Genomic DNA, 17,562 nt, shown 5'->3' with positions numbered 1-17,562 from the left:
TATTCATTTGATTTGTGGTTATCTGGTTTACTTTGGTTGGTAAAATATAAATAAACACTTAATATTTTGACATAACAATACATACTTTTAGTGATATTAGTCTATTTAAAAAGATTCAAGAGAGTAATTGAGTTTCTGTAATTTAATCAGTTCATGCTTTGGACCTTATAGCATTGGTAGTTGCACAAAATAACTGTTTATGGTTTCTCTTTTTTCTCCATAAGGGGTATGAATAATTATCAAAATTGCTTTTGTAATCGTTTTTGTGTTACAATATAAATTGTAATATTTCAGATAAATCATTATTTCAAAATTTTTTACTTCAGTTGATTTTATAGAGTGAAAAATTTGAGTGCGCCAATTTTTAAAATAATTTCTTAAAAAATATCTTACTCGACCAATTCTTCGATAATTAGATCTATTCTAGTTGTTGGTTGAATAAAGAAGCTGAATTTTTATTTTTTGAGCCCTGGCGCATAATCAACTACAGAACTTAACGGGTTGAAATAAAATTTGTTTCCATTAGCTGTGACAATGAATTCTGTTTTGCTATTTTCTTATTTAGGAAAAACAATTATCAAGACTATTTCTCTGCAATATTAATTTAAGTATTTGTTTATGCAAAATTAGATATGTTTTTTGTTTATAGGTATTTCATTGATGATCTTTTTCATGTTGTTGTAGTTGTGATTTTCAAAAATAGCCGCAGCGTTTTGTAATTCAAGAATGTAAAAGCATTGTTGAGCAGGAGTGACTTTGTTGTTTTCTAAGAAATCTGCAATTGGGTCGGTTTTGAATCTTAATGCTCCCATACGACTTTCGTCTTACACACACACTAGATAAGCAATATCATAGAGTATTTTGGTTTTTCATTATTTTCTTTAAACAGTTACACTTCTTTACTTTTCAATAAAGTGCGGCCTCAAGTATCAGGTATGCTTTCTAGAAAGATACCAAAGTTTTCTTTTTGGCCCGGGTACTGTGAGTTACTTTATAATTGAATTTCGGGTTGTAAAACATTTTTTTGTTCGTTTTTAGCCAATTTTTATTGTATTCAAAACTGAATGCCTTTTTTTCTTTGGCTTGTTTAGTTCTTAGAATACCACTTAGTTTAGGTTTCTGCATTTGTTCCCAATACGCATAAACGTAGATATCGGTTTAGGCTGGAGAGATGTTGAGTATTGTTTTTATCTGTTTTTTTCCACCGCTCCCTATGGGCACCCTTCCATTGGAGGGGAATTATGAGGCTAATTGATTATTTTAGTAAGTCTAGATCTTGAAGTTCTCTTCCTAGTTCATCATCCGCAGCCAGTTTTAAGAAATCATTTTGAAGCCCTAAAACTGGGAGTACATTCAAATAAGCACCTAATGCTTCACTAGAATTTCCTTTTTCAATTTGGTATAATGTAGTTCTTGCTATATCAGCTCTTTTAGATACTTGTATAGCTGTTAGTTTTCTTCTTTTTCGAGCTAATTTAATATTCTCCCCCATTGGCTTTAAAAGGAGTTGGTGTTTAGGGAACAAGATTTGTTTTTTCGCACTCATTTATACAAACGTTCGTTAATATGAGCACAAACAATAAATTTGTATATAAAAACAAACATTTTGCGATTGTTTCTTGAATGGTCTTATATAAACAGAATGCTTAGTTACACTATTTGAAGATTATATATAAGTCTGCTAAATAGTCGATATTCTTTTCAATTACCCCACCTGTACCAAATGCTGCAAATCAGGATCATTTTTGATGCGTTCCAGTTCGGTTTCAATAATCAGAACAATATCCCGTTTTATCTGTTTATAATTAGCTTCTATTTCGGCTTTCATTTGATCGACTCCATTTTCATCAACGAAAGATAAGATTATCGGTATCTTCTTATAAGCTTTTGTTTCTGCAGCTACTTTCTTATTATCGACTACAATTTCAGAATGAAAAATTTTCTGTTCAATACGTTCGTCAAAGTTATCTGCAACAGCTCCTACAAAGATTCCTTGCGTAAGTGTAGAGATTTTAGAAGCTGGAATCAGGCTGTCTAATTGTGTGGAAATCGAAGTTGATTTATCGTTTCGATTAATGGTTAGACTTTGACGTTTTTGTAATACTTTCCCAAAGCGTTCAGATAGGCTTTTTGCGGTCTCTCCCACAACCTGCCCACTAAAGATATTACCCACGGTATTTTGGATCACCTTACTTTCTTTATCGCCGTAATCACGGGTTAATTGCGAATAGTCTTGAAAACCCAAACAAACCGCTACTTTATTACTTCTGGCAGTAGCAATTAAGTTATCCAATCCTCTAAAGTAGATTGTTGGCAACTCATCGATAATAACTGAACTTTTTAATTTTCCTTTCTTATTGATTAGTTTTATAATTCTCGAATTATACAAACCTAAAGCCGCCGAATAAATATTTTGTCTATCAGGATTGTTTCCAACGCAAAGAATTTTAGGTTCATCTGGATTATTAATGTCCAGCGAAAAATCATCTCCAGTCATCACCCAATACAGTTGAGGTGAAATCATTCTAGACAAAGGAATTTTTGCGGAAGCGATTTGCCCTTGCAACTGATCCTGAGCACCACCTTGCCAAGCATCAATAAACGGCGATAAATAGTTTTCGAGATCAGGGTAGGAAGTAAGGATGGTAAATACATCAACATATTTCTTGTTCAGTAATTCAATAGCATGCGGAAAAGTACAGTACTTTCCATTATCATAAATTTTCAGGTACCAGATTATAGCGGCTAGTAATATAATTGGAGATTCGACAAAGAAATCTCCTTGTTTTTGTATCCAACTTCGGTTGAGGTTTAACATAATCGTATAAGCCGATTCGTAAGCATCTGAGATATCCGTCATGAAATCCGGATTTATAGGATTACAGCGATGGCTTCTACTAGGGTCATCAAAGTTGATAATATAGAACTTTGGTTTTACCTTGTACTTATCGCTATGCTTTAGTAAATGATTGTAAGCAATAGTGGAAAGATCATCGAATTTAAAATCATAGATATACATTGAAAATCCTTTTTCGATATGCTGTTTGATATAGTTATTTATAATTGCATAACTTTTACCCGATCCAGGTGTTCCCAAAACAATAGAAGCTCGAAAAGGGTTTACCACATTAATCCATCCTTTATTCCATTTGCCCTTACAATAAAATTGCGTAGGCAGATTAACGGAATATTCATTTTGCATCAATTTGGTTTCCTGCATGAAACTTTCATTTTCGTTATTAAATACATCGTTCATGAGATTGGTACGAAGCAAACGGCTAATCCAAACGCCAGCCATCATTAACGAAATATAACCTGATGAGGTGGTCACGATATATAAAGAAGTAGCTAGGCTTGCGGATAGCTTGAGTAATGGTGTATTGAAAAAAAAAAGAATAAAACCAATAATTAAGACAACGGATATTTTAGACCAACTAATTTTTTCGTTTTTTACTCCTTTCGTTCCCAAACAGCTTAAAGCTAACAACACCAAAGCAAAAATCTTGGTGTAAAGGGTGTGAGAAAACAGACTTGCCGTCCGCTGAAAATTGCCTAGTATTTTATTAATGATTTCTAGGGTCCAACCTTTTTCTAAGAAAAAGCTATAGCAAAACCAGTAAAAGTGCATCAATAATAATAGAATGCTTACCGCACGCATGAAGGCCATTATTTTGGCGAGCCCTCTTAAATCGTCTTCTCCTTGCATGTTTAAACTAGTTAAAATTTCAGCAAGTGAATTTAATAGTTAGGATAAATCCATTAAACGAAGTGACTTCAAATGGCTATTAGTGGCGCTATTTGTCTGTCGGAGAACTTAAGAATCTATTTCTTTCCTCGATAATTTCTTCGTTTCAACTTTTTCTTCATCTGATTCGCAAAAGTCTGTTCTTCGTAATCTTCACCTTGAGATTCGGGCAATAAACTAGCAAGGCTTTCTGTAAGTCCAAAAGTAGTACTAGGTTGGGTTGACTGATTTCTATCAACAAAATCAAAAAGTGAATGTGGTTTTTCTGTTTGTATTTTAGTTTCCTTTTTAGATTCGAACGATGAACTCTTTATAGTTTCCTGAGGTTTTTGAGATGTTGTTTCTTTCCAACAGTCGTTAAAAATATTAGCAGATAAATTTTTACCCAATTGTGATCCATTCCAAACGGTACGTGATTCATGGTCGATAAAAGTCATTCCGTAAGTGCGTCCTTGGTCATTTCTTCGAACAACCGTATTTACACCTTGTTCTAGTAGCTGTTTCTTAAAATCGGTTTCATTAGAAGAGGTATGAATCGCAACTTCGATCGTTTTTTTTAGGATTTCTTTTGCAGGTTCAGTTTTCATTTTTTCTTTCGATTTTTCGAAATATTCTTGCAAACTATCCATTCCAGCTTGTTTTCCAAAAAGAGAGGATTTAAATGGATTAGTTGCTTTTTGTCCCATTTGATTCAATGCAAAATAGACAAGGCCTTGCTTTGGTATGCCATTGAGCTCTCCTTTTACTTCTTCAGCGGTTATATTAAAAAGAGAAAGTAAAGCGTTATACGCTCCTAAACTTTGATACTGGTAATACTTTGGAAGATGCCTAACTATTGATGCTATTTGGCTCTTTATATTAGCCTCTCTATAGTCAATTGGTTTGAAAATTGCTTCTTTTGGATTTCGATTTTTTGCAGTTGCAGGTTGTAATTGGAATTGCAGTTCTAATGAACGACAAGCTTCCATCGAACGTAATTTTTCATAGGAATCAGGTAGTTTTTTACCGTAACGATCTACACAGGTCGAAACAATATGAATGTGAGTGCGTTCAATATCTGTATGTTTGAATACAACATAGGGCTGATCTCCATATCCCATAAGTTCCATATACTCTTTTGCAATGTTTTTAAAGTCTTCATCGCTTACGTCGTCTTTTTGATTGGGATTGAGAGAGATATGTAAAACTGGTTTTTCTGTTCGTTTATTCGCAAATAGGTAAGGTTCAAAAGAACTGTATAATTGGTTGACGGTAAACTGTCCATTGACTGTTTCTCTTATTCTATGGGTGGCTAGTATTGTTCCATTTTCTTGATCAACTTTCAAATGGTTATACGAAAGCGCACCAATTATATTTGCTCCACGACCTATTTTTGCTATCATTTTTCTTCTTTTTTCAAATGTTTTAATTCAAACTCTGCTGTTAATTGAGCGATATAGCGGCATAACTGCGCTAGTTCTATCGTTTGTTTTTCCAATTTAAATAGATAGGCTGCTGCTTTTTTCTCGGAAAAATTACGGTACAGTATCTTCACAATTTGATTGTAATTAACACCAACAGCACGAAACTGACCATACAAAGTGGTTAAGCGCATATAATAATCCATTGCTGCCATGTCTACTTTTACCGTTTTTATTTGCTTTTCAAATAGAACCGAAGTAATAAAACGAGCTTTATTGTCTGCTCCTGAAGTTTCAAAAAGAGATAGGAATTTAGCATTTTCCTGATCCGTTAAACGAAAAACATAACGGTGTATGCTAGGATCCTTTTTGGGATTCCTACCACCTTTGTGTTGTTTTTTGTTCTCTTGATTCTCCATCATCATTCCAATTTTAATTTTTAGAAAACCCCGACTTTGGAAGGAGTTTTTAGCCCCGCCGCAGGGGGCAAGTTGTTTTGAGGCACGGAATTCATTTCGAGTGCCTCAAAACACAACTTGCTCTGTTCTGGTAAACAGATAATCCGTCCACCTGTCGGCGGAACAGGATTTAGTATAGCAGGGAAAAAACGGCTTTAAGCCTTTCCAGTTCGTACCCAGATATTGATTAGATCCTTTCATTGGTTCATTTTATTTGTATTTAAACAAAGTAAATAATAGAATTTTAGAATGTTGTAGAAGGAAGCATTGCCAAACAACGCCACTAAAAGCCAATAAATACCTTCTACTAAAACATAGATGTATTAGCTCCTTTATTTGTACTCATAAACAAACATAAATACATATTTAGGTACAGGAATAACAACACAACTACGCATGTAGTATTGTAGAAAAGTACTGTCATACAGCTATAATTAGCTATGAATTGAACTACCTAATTATAAGATTAAGTACAGACCTATTTAGGTTTCTAAGTACATCAGCGGGTCAATATTTATCTATTTACCTATCGATTTAAAGACACAGATAAGTGTATAGATACTTTGTTCGTTACCTACTTGACTACATAAAACCATAGGTAGCGAGGATTAGATATACTGTACTATGCAATTAAGTGAAGATGTACATCTACAATTAATTGAATATATAAAAAATTAAAAAAACTGAAATATGAATGCAAATCACAAAACAAAATTTATCGCCTTTTCTTCTCAAAAGGGCGGTGTCGGAAAAAGTACGTTTACAACATTGGTTGCAAGTACATTGCATTATCGATTGGGTTACAATGTTGCCGTATTTGATGCCGATTTTCCACAGCACAGTTTGATTAAAATGAAATCTCGGGATCTTGCCATGGTAATGGAAAATGAGCATTTGAAAAAACTAGCTTACAAACAATTTACCACCATCAACAAAAAAGCCTATCCCATTCTTCAACACAAAGCGGAAAGCGTATTGGAGGCTGCTCAGGAATTTTTAAATAATGCTGCTGTACCAATTGATATTCTATTTTTTGATCTCCCTGGAACAGTCAACACTCCCGGTATCCTGAAAGCTTTGGCTGGAATGCACCACATTTTTACGCCTATTACGGCTGACCGCTTGGTAATGGAGAGTACACTCATTTTTACACAACTTTTACAAGATGTAATTATGAAAAAAGGAGCAACTTTTATAGAAACTATCAATCTGTTTTGGAATCAGGTCGATGGCAGGGAAAGTACCCCTTTGTACGATGTTTACAACCAACTTATCGAGCAGTTGGGATTAAGTCTTATGCAAAGCCAAATCAAGAACAGTACTCGCTTCCGCAAAGAAAGCGAAGAGAATAGCAAAACCGTATTTCGTTCAACGGTAATGCCTCCCGATGAACGTTTGATGAAAGCTTGTCAGTTAGATCAATTTATAAACGAATTTTTAAAAATCATTCAATTATAGAATTATGGAGAAAAAAAATAAGAATAAATCTACTCCCGAAATTAATGAGGAGTTGATGATGAACCTGATGGTTGATGGTATAAAAAAGGAAGGATTTCAAATTCCTATAGAAAAGGAAATAGAAAATACTAATCCTAAAGAGCTTCCCAAGGTAAAAACTATGATTAAGGAAAAGAGTAGGGGTAAAAGGGGAGGCGAAGATGCTTACGAAAGTATCTTTTTCAAAAGAATCGATACCAATGCACGCGACGGAAAAACGGTCTATATCAGACCCGATTTTCACGAAAAACTTTCCCGTATCGTTCAGGTGATAGGTGAAGACAAGATTACTATTTATGCTTATTTAGATAATTTACTGGATTACCATTTTCAGGAATTTGGTGAGCAGATTACCAAGAGTTTTAATGATAAATACAAACCCATTTTATAAAGAAGTTATGGAAACAGTAATCGTAATTTGCTTGCTTATTGTTATTGTACTGCTGTTACAAGACAAAATTCTCATTAAAAAGCATCACGAGCAAAAGCCAATACAGCATAAAAACAATCCAAAGCTTCCTGATATTATGGGACAACCCAAGCCTCAAAGAAGCCTTGCTGTGCCAAAAAACGACAATGAAAGTCAGGAGCAAAAAGAGGAACAAATTAGTGATAATTTTGACATTGAAATCGACGAAAAAAAAATCGAAATACAAAGGCTACCAGAAGAGCTGGATGAAGTTTTTGGGGATGCACCTGATTTTGAGAATGAAGAAGAAGAATGGAATAGTTATGGAATTTCCGATGGCGATAACGGTTTTGCCCAAGGGGTTACCTTTGAAGAATTAAGCATTGTAAAAACGTTGTTAAAAAAAGAGAAAATGAGACCCTCTCAAAAGGAAACAGCAACAGTCCTACTTCAGAAAATACAAGGAACTGAATTATTCGACCTATTGGAAAATTCTATCGAAGATGCTTCTCAAAAAATAGCCAAGCTGCTAGACGGTACACTTTCTGCAGAGACGGATTCTGGTTCTTCTTTTTTGCATAAAAAGGATTTGGAAGATTTTGATATTGGGGAGTTTGTATAGGCTCCCCTTTGTTTTTTTATAAATAATTAGCTACTTAATCAATTTTAATTACGTTATCGTTGCCAAACCATTCTTTAGCTTTTAAAATTACCGATGCGTCTGGATTATGAAAATATACACCTAAACTTTCTTTAGCCCTTGTGCAACAAACGTAAAATAATTTCTGAGTTCTTTCTAAGACACTTGGAGTAGCTGTTCCCAAGAACATTTTTTCAAAATTGTAATTATTCCACCCTCCATTATCGAGAATAACTAATACATTATCAAATTCAGCACCTTTAGTTTTATGTTGCGTAGAAAATGGGGTTTGACCTTCTAAGTATTCATACAACTTTTGAAACTCATTAAATTTGACATCCATGACACGATTATATAAATATTCGTTATTCTCCTTAAATTTAAGTAATCTGTCGTCTATCACGGAAATACCTTTTTCGTGAGCATCAGTAATAACTTCCTCAATTGTTTTTTCTCCAACATTTATAAGATTATCGATATTCTCTTTCAACTGCCTTTTGTTGGCTATACTTCTTATATGTATTCTATAATCTGTAACTCTCAAAAATTCGTTATATTGCTTGTTTTTATAAAGAGATATACTATTCTGAATTTTGAACAAATGTTTAATTAAGTTGTCTCTTTTTGACCCTTTCTTGTTTTCATCATCTTTATCTTGTTTTTTATCGTCAGTCAGGGCATCTTTATTCATATAAATTTTCCTTACATCTGAAAACAGCTTGTCTTTTAATTTATTGTACAATTCTGCCTTTATTGGGTCTGCTAATAAAATATCTTTCTTTAAGTTTCTTTGTATGTTTTTCAACTGGAATTTATCGACTACAACATCAAAAGTGTCATTATTATCTATTGCAATTTCTGGTTTATTATTTTTTTTGTTATCCTTTATTTTTTTAAGGATGTCAGTCTTTAATCCAATGATAGGGTCACTATCGTAAATATCCATTAATTCTCTAAACCCCGCTTTGTCAGCTATCAAATTATGTGTAAGATTAAGCTCTTTTGTTTGCTTAGAATTATTGAAATCCCAAGCATAATTTTCCGCTAAGAACTTTTCTGCTTTGTCAATATCACCATCGGTTGAATGTAAAAACAACACTGTACCTTGTTTCACCAAACCTTCAGTCATATTAGGTGCATTAGTGTCAATAGAGGGTTCTTGTATAATACCATCTGTCCTCAACTTGTTTGCCAGATCAATAACAAGCTGAGGATTTCTCCTGTTCTGTTTCTTTGGAATTTCTTTTACTTTATCTTCACCATCACCTTTGTATTCATTTAAATTTCCGATTCCATCCTCATAAATTGATTGCATAGCGTCACCAAAGAAACCAATAGTATTCTTTCTTCCACTTTTCTTGAATTGAGTTAGGAATATATCTACAACCGTTTCACTTGTATCTTGGTACTCATCAATAAATATGAATTGGTATTTATCCTTTACAATACTGCTCAGCTTTGGATATTTGTCAAAAAGATAGTTTGCAATTAAAAGCAATTCATCGTGAGATATAATACCATCTCTTAACCTAATATACTCCTTATATTGTATTCCTTTTTCTAAATCCTCATAGAACGTATCAGGAATTATATCATCAATAGAAATTCTAGTAACTTCTTCATCATTATTCAATGAGATAATAGCTTCTTTAAGCTCTTTTTGAAAGTGCTTTATATTATCCCATAGAAAATCGTGAATTGTACATACATTTAGGTTTTTGTGATTAACCCTTTCTTCAATTTCTTTTACCGCTGCATTCGTATATGTCATGCAAGCAACTTTAGCAGTTGGATTTTCTAAAATTGCTTGACGAATTACACTTACTAATGAATAGGTTTTGCCGCTACCAGCTCCACCACTAAGAAGAAAATTTCTACCTGCATCAATTGATTGAAATATTTCTTGTACTTCGAGTTCTAAATCTAATCTTCCTTCAGCCATAACAAACCATTTTTAATATATGCAGGAATATTCCAATTACCAAATTTTTCATCGCTATGATATAAAATATCCAACGCGAAGTGAGTTTTCTTTTTGATACATTTATCAGCTAACACAAAAGCATTATTTGCAGCATCATCAAATAAATTTCTGTTTTTCAATCCTTGAAATTCTTCTTTTTTACCATCTACAAATGCTCGGTTAATGTGAATGAAAGCATCCTCAAAACTTCTTGCGTGATAAGAATCCTCTACCTGCTGATAACATAGACAAATAGTCATTCCGTCTATGACTTTTATTCTTTTTTCTATCGTGAGGGTTTTTAAATCATCCCAAGATGTGCCAGATAAAAAGTGTAATAAAGCGGTATTACTTGTTTCTGTTCCATTAGTCACTTGACAAGCTTCTATAATTGGATTACCATCTTTATTTTTATTCCCAATGTCTCCTTTTGCGTCAATGTCTGTTAAAATCAAAGATTTCACACCTAAAAAAGCAATAAACTTTTCGAAAATTTGTGAATATGCACCAACTTCAATAATAGATATGTTTTGAGATAATAATGGTAGAAAAGCATCTTCTTTATTTTCTGATTTTAGCCGAACAGCTTCTTCTAAATCAACCTTTCGCATAAAGGTTGGAATTAAGATTCTTTCAGTATCTCCCTCAATTAGAACTGCTTTATCTGCAAAGAAAATTTCAGCTCTACTAATCGTTAAATATTGTTTTAGAAATTGGTACTGACTTGGGTCGGCGTCATATTGCTTTCTCAAATCATTCAAATTTTTTGCAGTTACATTATTTTTTCCGTTTGCCTTCAAATATTTAATATCATCGAAATCGCTATCGGCAACAATATGAGATGAATGTGTTGTAATAATATATTGCAGTGGTCTATTTATTCCGTCTTCTCTAATTACACCTTCACCAAGTAATTTTTTTATATTTTTAATAAACACATACTGCATTTGTGGATGCGTATGTGCTTCGGGTTCTTCTATAATTAATAAATTGATGTCTGCTGGTTTTTTGTCTTTATCTCTTTTGAAATCTTGGACAAGAATTTCAATCTCAAAAATCATACTTATGAGGTTCATATAGCCTAAGCCATTGTAGTGCTCTGGCAACTTATGGTCATCGTGCGTATAAACAACCGTTGTATTCCCTTCCAACAATTCTCTATGCTGTAGTGTAGATATGATAGCAATTTCCGTATCGTTGAGTTTAATACCACCAAAATCTTGAACCTTTTTTATAACACCTTTGAATAGGTCTTTATAGATATCGCTTAATGTACTGTCTGTTTCTGATAGTTGGTCTTTAAAATTTTCTGTAGCCTGAGTTTTATCACTACTATCTTCTTCTTTTTTATACAAGCTTGAAGTTTGTTTTGAAAGTGTATTTTCTTTTTCCTTATTGGTTACATCTCTTCGTGCACTAATGTATTTAAAGCTAATTATATCTTTTATACCAATACCTTCTTTGTCAAGATTAATGAAATTCATTTCATTAACTGCATCGTTGCTAATATTATATTCAAAAGACATTTTATGAGTACGGAAATATTTGTCCATCTCTTGTTTTAAGAAGTCTTTTAGCTCTCGTGGTTTGTATTCCTGCTTTTTAGCATTCTTGGCTATCTCGTTTGCAGAAAAAATTGTAAAATCACTTCTTATTTTTAAAAAATCGTCATAATTAATTTTATGTTCAAAGCCCAAAACAATTTTATTATTATCAGGGTTCAAGTCCATTAAAACCCTACTAACATTTGACAAATCATCGGCTTCATTATATTCAATAAATAATTTTAGTTTAACGCCTTTATCCAAAAAATTTGGAGATGTTTCAACAGATAAAATTAAACCTTCTAATTCATTTTTAAAATCAATATTAAAATCATCATAAGAAAACTTGGTTTTTTCATTCAAAAATTTATCCAAGATCGTAAGAATCGAAGTTTTACCGGTATTATTTTTTCCAATGACAAGTGAAAGCTCGTCTTCCAGATCCATTGAAAAATCCTTCAGCAATCTGAAATTCTCAACTTCTATTTTTTTTATTTTCATAATCGCTTTTAATAGTTTCTTATTAGTTTTTCTACTTGATCTGCTTTAATCATTTATGGGTCATTTTCATAGCCTGCTCGGATAAATGTTCATTTTGTAATAACTCAACCATTTTATTGGATAACCACAAAATCAATAATTCATCTAACGGAACATTCATAAAATTTAAAAGATTTCCTAAATGTTTTCTTGGCAATAACCTTTTTCATTTTCTATTTTACTGATAAATGCATTGTCTAATTGTAAGGCGGCTTCGATTTCCTTCAGGAATAAAATATTACAGTCTCTTAATTCTTTTATGAGCTGTACTAATGACATTTTGAATTTCTAAGACTTGTCCTAATAATTCAAATTTAAACAAAATAGGAGAATAAATTACAAGTTTGACAAGATCATATTTTTACAGTCAAGTTTCAATACAGTTTAGCTAGAATACTTCAATTTCGCTTGCCAAATCGAAGTTGCAAAAGCCACCTGCAACCAAGTGATTCCATATAATGCCAAATTATTTTAACGTCTCTTTTTCTAAAACACCTTTGTTGGGAAATCCTGCAAAGTGCAGGAATTAAGAACAAATTAATCTATTAAAATCATGAAAAAAAACAGAAAAAAAGTAGTTCTGGTAGCGGTGACTATGCTGTCAGCATTTGGTGCATTTGCACAAGGAAACGGAACAGCGGGAATTACTGAGGCTACGCAAATGGTTACCTCTTATTTTGATCCTGCTACAAAACTTATTTACGCTATTGGAGCAGTTGTAGGGCTCATTGGAGGGGTCAAGGTGTACAACAAGTTTAGTAGTGGTGATCCTGATACTAGCAAGACTGCAGCGAGTTGGTTTGGTGCTTGTATCTTTTTGATTGTAGCGGCGACGGTTTTACGTTCTTTTTTCCTTTAGTTTTTGCCTTATGAATACTTACAATATTAATAAGGGAATAGGAAGAACAGTAGAATTCAAAGGACTGAAAGCACAGTACTTGTTCCTATTTGCAGGTGGACTGCTTGGGATGCTTATCCTAATTATGATCTTATACATGACTGGAGTCAATTCTTATTTGTGTCTGTTTATCGGAATCGGTGGGGGATCACTATTGGTGTGGCAAACTTTTTCACTAAACAAAAAGTACGGTGAACATGGTTTGATGAAAGTAGGAGCCAATAAACGACATCCACGTTATATCATCTGTCGAAAGCCTGTGCATCGTTATTTTAAGTTTAAATCCAAATTGTAATAGCTATGAGAAATAAATCAAAAGCAACTACGCTGGAAAGTAAGTTTCCGTTGTTGGCAGTAGAACATAATTGTATCATCTCAAAGGATGCTGATATCACCGCTTGTTTTCGAGTACAGCTACCAGAACTTTTCACAGTAGCCTCTGCGGAATATGAAGCCATTCATTCGGCATGGCACAAGGCGATCAAGACATTGCCCGATTATACTGTAGTACACAAACAGGATTGGTACATTAAGGAAAATTATGCTCCGGATATTGCAAAAGAAGATTTGAGTTTTTTGGCAAAATCCTACCAACAACATTTTAATGAGCGTCCGTTTCTCAATCACTATTGTTATCTGTTCTTAACAAAAACGTCCAAAGAGCGTATGCGATTGCAGAGTAATTTCTCTTCGCTTTGCAAAGGTGTCCTTATCCCAAAAGAAATAAGAGATAAGGAAACAATGCATCGTTTTATGGAATCGGTAGCGCAATTTGAGCGGATTGTCAATGATTCTGGTTTTATAAAATTAGAGCGATTGAGTGAGGAAGACATCATTGGAACAAATGATAAACAAGGATTATTGGAACAATATCTAAGTCTTTCAAGAGAGGAGGGAACACCAATGCAAGATATTGCTTTGGGAGCGGAAGAAGTTCGTATTGGAAATAAAAGACTTTGCCTGCATACGTTGTCTGATACCGATGATTTGCCAAGTTCGGTAACTGCGGAGACCCGTTACGAAAAGCTGTCCACCGATAGGAGTGATTGTTTGTTGTCTTTCGCTGCACCAGTTGGATTACTGTTACCTTGCAATCACATCTACAACCAGTATCTTTTTTTGGATAACAGTGAGGACAACCTTCGGAAGTTTGAGAAATCAGCACGAAATATGCATTCCTTGGCACGGTATAGCAGAGCTAATCAAATCAACAAAGAATGGATAGAACGCTATTTGAACGAAGCGCATTCGTTTGGTCATGCTTCTATTCGAGCGCATTTCAATGTGATGGCGTGGTCTGACAATCCGGCAGAACTAAAACAATTAAAGAACGATACAGGTAGTGCTTTGGCGTTGATGGAATGCAAGCCAAGGCACAACACTACTGATGTTGCGACGCTTTATTGGGCAGGAATGCCAGGCAATGCAGGAGATTTTCCAAGTGAAGAAAGTTTTTACACATTCATCGAACCTGCGCTTTGTTTTTTTACGGAGGAAACCAACTATAAAAGTTCGCCGTCTCCTTTCGGAATTAAAATGGCTGACCGACTTACAGGAAAACCCATCCATTTGGATATTTCTGATTTGCCAATGAAAAAGGGTATTATCACGAATAGGAATAAGTTTATTTTGGGGCCTTCAGGCTCTGGAAAGTCATTTTTCACCAATCACATGGTCAGGCAATATTACGAGCAAGGTGCACACGTTTTATTGGTAGACACGGGTAATTCCTATCAAGGATTATGCGAACTCATCAAAGGAAAAACCAAAGGCGAAGATGGGGTATATTTCACGTACACCGAAGACAATCCAATTGCCTTTAATCCTTTCTACACCGATGATGGCATATTCGATATTGAGAAAAGAGAAAGTGTCAAAACTTTGATATTAACCTTATGGAAAAGGGATGATGAACCACCAACTCGATCCGAAGAAGTAGCATTGTCCAATGCCGTGAGCGGTTATATCGAGCGTATCAAGCAGAAAGATGAATTTCCTTCCTTCAACGGATTTTATGAATTTGTGCAAGGAGAATATAGAAAGGTATTGGAAGAAAAAAAGGTACGAGAAAAAGACTTTGATATTGACAACTTTCTCAATGTATTAGAACCCTATTACAAAGGTGGAGAATATGATTACCTACTGAATTCTGAAAATCAACTCGACTTACTTTCCAAACGATTTATTGTTTTCGAAATTGATGCCATCAAGGATCACAAAATCCTTTTTCCAATTGTGACCATCATCATAATGGAAGTCTTTATCAATAAGATGCGACGTTTGAAAGGAGTTCGGAAGCTCATTCTGATTGAAGAAGCTTGGAAAGCTATTGCAAAAGAAGGAATGGCGGAGTACATCAAATACCTTTTTAAAACCGTACGGAAGTTTTTTGGAGAAGCGATAGTGGTAACCCAAGAAGTAGATGATATCATCCAATCTCCAATTGTGAAAGAAAGTATCATTAATAATTCGGATTGCAAAATACTTCTTGATCAACGCAAGTACATGAACAAATTTGATGATATCCAAGCCATGCTTGGTCTAACCGAGAAAGAAAAAGCGCAGGTACTTTCGATCAATATGAACAATGATCCCAATAGGTTGTACAAAGAAGTTTGGATTGGGTTAGGAGGAACGCATTCTGCAGTATATGCCACAGAAGTGAGTCTTGAAGAATATTTAGCGTATACGACAGAAGAAACCGAAAAGTTAGAAGTGATGCGTCTTGCGGGAGAACTGGATGGAAATGTAGAGCAAGCCATCAAAAGATTAGCTCTTGAAAAAAGAGAAAAAGAAAACAAATAGTAAACATTTAAAAACAAGTAAAAATGAAAAATTTAAAAATTATGGTATGCATGGCAATTTTATTTGCTGTGATACCGACTGCTAAGGCACAATGGGTGGTAACTGATCCTACTAATTTAGCCCAAGGAATTGTCAATTCAGCGAGACAGATCATACAGACTTCGAGCACTGCGACTAACATGATTAATAACTTTAAAGAAGTCCAAAAAGTGTACAATCAGGGAAAAGAATATTATGATAAGCTAAAGGCAGTAAACAATCTAGTGAAAGATGCTCGAAAAGTACAACAGACTGTATTACTTGTTGGTGATGTTTCTGAGATGTATGTAAAGAATTTTGGAAAAATGTTGAACGATACTAATTTCAATGAACAAGAATTAACGGCTATTGCTAACGGGTATTCCATCTTACTGAATGAAAGTACTGAACTTCTAAAAGAGCTAAAGCAAATTGTAAACTCTTCCAGCTTGTCACTTACGGATAAGGAGCGTATGGATATTATTGATAGTGTGTATATAAAAGTAAAAGAGTACCACAATTTGGTTCGTTATTTTACCAATAAAAATATATCGGTTAGTTATCTGCGAGCTAAGAAAGCAAACAGTAGTAAAAGGGTATTGGAGCTTTATGGAACTGCTAATCAAAAATATTGGTAATCATGGAATTTAGTAATCTACACCAAGTACTACGTTCGCTCTATGACGAGATGTTACCACTATCAGCTGATATGGCAGCAGTAGCAAAAGGTTTAGCTGGATTGGGTGCTTTGTTTTATGTTGCATTAAAAGTGTGGCAGGCACTAAGTAGCGCAGAACCGATAGATGTATTTCCGCTACTTAGACCTTTTGCTTTAGGACTCTGTATCATGTTTTTTCCAACGATTGTTTTAGGAACACTAAATGGGGTGCTTAGTCCAATTGTAAAAGGAACACATAGTATTTTAGAAAACCAAGTTTTGGATTTGAATGTTTTACAACAGCAGAAAGACCAACTGGAAAGAGAGGCAATGCTTCGAAATCCTGAGACTGCCTATTTAGCATCGGATGAAGAATTTGATAAAAAACTAGATGAACTCGGCTGGACACCTTCAGATTTAGCAACCATATCGGGTATGTATATCGAAAGAGAAATGTACGGGGTAAAGAAAATGATTCGGGACAGTTTTCGAGAGTTTTTAGAAGTGCTTTTTCAAGCTGCCGCACTAGTCATTGACACGATTCGAACTTTTTTTTTAATTGTGCTATCAATTTTAGGACCTATAGCTTTTGCTATTTCCGTCTGGGATGGGTTTCAGTCCACGCTGACGCAGTGGTTTACCCGATACATTAGTGTGTATCTCTGGTTGCCAGTTTCTGATCTTTTTAGCGCGATGTTGTCCAAGATCCAATCGTTAATACTCCAAAAGGATATCGACAGTTTATCCGATCCCAGTTTTATTCCAGATTCATCCAGTACGGTGTACATCATTTTTATGATTATTGGCATCATTGGCTACTTCACGATTCCCACGGTGACTGGCTGGATTATTCAGGCTGGGGGAGCAGGTAATTTTATGCGCAACCTAAACCAAACTACCACCAAAACTGGAAATATGGTAGGTGCTGGTACGGGAGCAGTTGCCGGAAATATTGGAGGCAGATTAATGCAGTAACAATTTAAAATT

The 17,562-nt window shown here is 34.4% G+C and carries 16 protein-coding genes; 8 read left to right on the top strand and 8 right to left on the bottom strand.

Annotation, left to right across the window (positions count from 1 at the left end; all coding sequences use genetic code 11):
* Positions 1-626: 626 nt before the first annotated feature.
* From MW871_RS11650 to mobA, 5 genes are all read right to left on the bottom strand, one after another.
* Positions 627-812: a hypothetical protein gene (locus MW871_RS11650; protein ID WP_248428675.1), complete on the bottom strand. Its 186-nt coding sequence runs from the start codon at positions 810-812 to the stop codon at positions 627-629.
* 443 nt (positions 813-1,255) lie between these two features.
* The gene (locus tag MW871_RS11645; RefSeq protein ID WP_248428673.1) at positions 1,256-1,546 is read right to left on the bottom strand and encodes a helix-turn-helix domain-containing protein; all 291 of its coding nucleotides are present in this window, start codon (positions 1,544-1,546) and stop codon (positions 1,256-1,258) included.
* Between the two features lie 159 nt (positions 1,547-1,705).
* Positions 1,706-3,706 carry a conjugal transfer protein MobC gene (gene mobC, locus MW871_RS11640; protein WP_248428672.1) on the bottom strand — a complete coding sequence of 667 codons (2,001 nt, stop codon included), beginning with the start codon at positions 3,704-3,706 and terminating at the stop codon, positions 1,706-1,708.
* A 116-nt stretch (positions 3,707-3,822) separates the two neighbouring features.
* The gene (gene mobB / locus MW871_RS11635; protein ID WP_248428670.1) at positions 3,823-5,127 is read right to left on the bottom strand and encodes a conjugal transfer protein MobB; all 1,305 of its coding nucleotides are present in this window, start codon (positions 5,125-5,127) and stop codon (positions 3,823-3,825) included.
* The gene (gene mobA / locus MW871_RS11630; protein ID WP_248428713.1) at positions 5,124-5,564 is read right to left on the bottom strand and encodes a conjugal transfer protein MobA; all 441 of its coding nucleotides are present in this window, start codon (positions 5,562-5,564) and stop codon (positions 5,124-5,126) included. The genes mobB and mobA overlap by 4 nt, the downstream gene beginning before the upstream one ends.
* A gap of 729 nt (positions 5,565-6,293) precedes the next feature.
* Between mobA and MW871_RS11625 the strand changes: the two genes are divergently transcribed.
* The 3 genes from MW871_RS11625 to MW871_RS11615 are packed head-to-tail and all read left to right on the top strand — an operon-like array spanning position 6,294 to position 8,131.
* Positions 6,294-7,061 carry a ParA family protein gene (locus tag MW871_RS11625; protein ID WP_248428669.1) on the top strand — a complete coding sequence of 256 codons (768 nt, stop codon included), beginning with the start codon at positions 6,294-6,296 and terminating at the stop codon, positions 7,059-7,061.
* 4 nt (positions 7,062-7,065) lie between these two features.
* Positions 7,066-7,491 carry a DUF3408 domain-containing protein gene (locus MW871_RS11620; RefSeq protein WP_248428667.1) on the top strand — a complete coding sequence of 142 codons (426 nt, stop codon included), beginning with the start codon at positions 7,066-7,068 and terminating at the stop codon, positions 7,489-7,491.
* Positions 7,466-8,131: a conjugal transfer protein TraD gene (locus MW871_RS11615; protein ID WP_427854651.1), complete on the top strand. Its 666-nt coding sequence runs from the start codon at positions 7,466-7,468 to the stop codon at positions 8,129-8,131. Before MW871_RS11620 ends, MW871_RS11615 begins: the two co-directional genes overlap by 26 nt.
* 34 nt (positions 8,132-8,165) lie before the next feature.
* Here MW871_RS11615 and MW871_RS11610 read toward each other — a convergent pair whose 3' ends face one another.
* From MW871_RS11610 to MW871_RS11600, 3 genes are all read right to left on the bottom strand, one after another.
* Positions 8,166-10,091: a UvrD-helicase domain-containing protein gene (locus MW871_RS11610; RefSeq protein ID WP_248428665.1), complete on the bottom strand. Its 1,926-nt coding sequence runs from the start codon at positions 10,089-10,091 to the stop codon at positions 8,166-8,168.
* Positions 10,073-12,157, bottom strand: a complete 2,085-nt coding sequence (locus MW871_RS11605) for an ATP-dependent endonuclease (protein WP_248428663.1) — start codon at positions 12,155-12,157, stop codon at positions 10,073-10,075. The genes MW871_RS11610 and MW871_RS11605 overlap by 19 nt, the downstream gene beginning before the upstream one ends.
* 177 nt (positions 12,158-12,334) lie before the next feature.
* Positions 12,335-12,475 (bottom strand): hypothetical protein, encoded by a 141-nt coding sequence (locus MW871_RS11600; RefSeq protein ID WP_248428661.1) that lies wholly within the window; start codon positions 12,473-12,475, stop codon positions 12,335-12,337.
* 274 nt (positions 12,476-12,749) lie between these two features.
* Here MW871_RS11600 and MW871_RS11595 point away from each other — a divergent pair, with 274 nt between their 5' ends.
* The 5 genes from MW871_RS11595 to traJ are packed head-to-tail and all read left to right on the top strand — an operon-like array spanning position 12,750 to position 17,550.
* Complete coding sequence (locus MW871_RS11595; RefSeq protein ID WP_248428659.1) at positions 12,750-13,055, top strand: DUF4134 domain-containing protein; 306 nt, start codon at positions 12,750-12,752, stop codon at positions 13,053-13,055.
* 10 nt (positions 13,056-13,065) lie between these two features.
* Positions 13,066-13,389 carry a DUF4133 domain-containing protein gene (locus MW871_RS11590; RefSeq protein ID WP_248428657.1) on the top strand — a complete coding sequence of 108 codons (324 nt, stop codon included), beginning with the start codon at positions 13,066-13,068 and terminating at the stop codon, positions 13,387-13,389.
* Positions 13,390-13,394: 5 nt separating this feature from the next.
* A complete protein-coding gene (locus MW871_RS11585; RefSeq protein ID WP_248428655.1) occupies positions 13,395-15,899 on the top strand; it encodes a TraG family conjugative transposon ATPase in 2,505 nt (834 codons plus the stop codon).
* 23 nt (positions 15,900-15,922) lie between these two features.
* A complete protein-coding gene (locus tag MW871_RS11580) occupies positions 15,923-16,555 on the top strand; it encodes a DUF4141 domain-containing protein (RefSeq protein WP_248428653.1) in 633 nt (210 codons plus the stop codon).
* A gap of 2 nt (positions 16,556-16,557) precedes the next feature.
* A complete protein-coding gene (traJ, locus tag MW871_RS11575; protein ID WP_248428652.1) occupies positions 16,558-17,550 on the top strand; it encodes a conjugative transposon protein TraJ in 993 nt (330 codons plus the stop codon).
* The last annotated feature ends 12 nt before the right edge of the window (positions 17,551-17,562 follow it).

Source organism: Flavobacterium pygoscelis (genome assembly GCF_023162025.1).
Taxonomy (GTDB): Bacteria; Bacteroidota; Bacteroidia; order Flavobacteriales; family Flavobacteriaceae; genus Flavobacterium; species Flavobacterium pygoscelis.
This window is presented reverse-complemented; position numbering and strand designations above follow the sequence as displayed.

Bases quoted from the DNA above. Each gene is read 5' to 3' on its own strand.
- MW871_RS11580 (WP_248428653.1), top strand. From the start codon at position 15,923: ATGAAAAATTTAAAAATTATGGTATGCATGGCAATTTTATTTGCTGTG.
- MW871_RS11590 (WP_248428657.1), top strand. From the start codon at position 13,066: ATGAATACTTACAATATTAATAAGGGAATAGGAAGAACAGTAGAATTC.
- MW871_RS11610 (WP_248428665.1), bottom strand. From the start codon at position 10,091: ATGGCTGAAGGAAGATTAGATTTAGAACTCGAAGTACAAGAAATATTT.
- mobC (WP_248428672.1), bottom strand. From the start codon at position 3,706: ATGCAAGGAGAAGACGATTTAAGAGGGCTCGCCAAAATAATGGCCTTC.
- MW871_RS11645 (WP_248428673.1), bottom strand. From the start codon at position 1,546: ATGAGTGCGAAAAAACAAATCTTGTTCCCTAAACACCAACTCCTTTTA.
- MW871_RS11600 (WP_248428661.1), bottom strand. From the start codon at position 12,475: ATGTCATTAGTACAGCTCATAAAAGAATTAAGAGACTGTAATATTTTA.
- MW871_RS11625 (WP_248428669.1), top strand. From the start codon at position 6,294: ATGAATGCAAATCACAAAACAAAATTTATCGCCTTTTCTTCTCAAAAG.
- MW871_RS11605 (WP_248428663.1), bottom strand. From the start codon at position 12,157: ATGAAAATAAAAAAAATAGAAGTTGAGAATTTCAGATTGCTGAAGGAT.
- mobA (WP_248428713.1), bottom strand. From the start codon at position 5,564: ATGGAGAATCAAGAGAACAAAAAACAACACAAAGGTGGTAGGAATCCC.
- traJ (WP_248428652.1), top strand. From the start codon at position 16,558: ATGGAATTTAGTAATCTACACCAAGTACTACGTTCGCTCTATGACGAG.
- MW871_RS11615 (WP_427854651.1), top strand. From the start codon at position 7,466: ATGATAAATACAAACCCATTTTATAAAGAAGTTATGGAAACAGTAATC.
- MW871_RS11595 (WP_248428659.1), top strand. From the start codon at position 12,750: ATGAAAAAAAACAGAAAAAAAGTAGTTCTGGTAGCGGTGACTATGCTG.
- MW871_RS11620 (WP_248428667.1), top strand. From the start codon at position 7,066: ATGGAGAAAAAAAATAAGAATAAATCTACTCCCGAAATTAATGAGGAG.
- MW871_RS11650 (WP_248428675.1), bottom strand. From the start codon at position 812: ATGGGAGCATTAAGATTCAAAACCGACCCAATTGCAGATTTCTTAGAA.
- MW871_RS11585 (WP_248428655.1), top strand. From the start codon at position 13,395: ATGAGAAATAAATCAAAAGCAACTACGCTGGAAAGTAAGTTTCCGTTG.
- mobB (WP_248428670.1), bottom strand. From the start codon at position 5,127: ATGATAGCAAAAATAGGTCGTGGAGCAAATATAATTGGTGCGCTTTCG.